General features: G+C 75.3%; 1 pseudogene. It reads left to right on the top strand.

Annotated elements, in window-relative coordinates:
* A pseudogene (locus G3I40_RS00935) lies at positions 1 to 243 on the top strand (gfo/Idh/MocA family oxidoreductase); the annotation flags it as partial.

The following is a 243-nucleotide window of genomic DNA, read 5'->3' as shown; positions in this document are numbered from 1 at the left end:
CCCGGAGACCGCGGCCTGGATCGCCGAACAGACGGCGCTGGGCGGCTGGTTCACGGCGCGCGCCCAGTGGCTCGGCTCGCTCTACGCCGAAGGTTCCACCAGCGAGTACGCCGACTCCCCGTGGCGGCGCGAGAAGGGCGGGCTGTGGGACGTGGGGCCGCACGCGCTCTCCGTGCTGATCCCGGTCCTGGGCGACGTCGAGCACCTGACCGCCGCCCCGGGCCCGGCCGACACCACCCACCT

The organism is Streptomyces sp. SID14478 (genome assembly GCF_010548525.1).
Lineage (GTDB): Bacteria > Actinomycetota > Actinomycetes > Streptomycetales > Streptomycetaceae > Streptomyces.
This window is presented reverse-complemented; position numbering and strand designations above follow the sequence as displayed.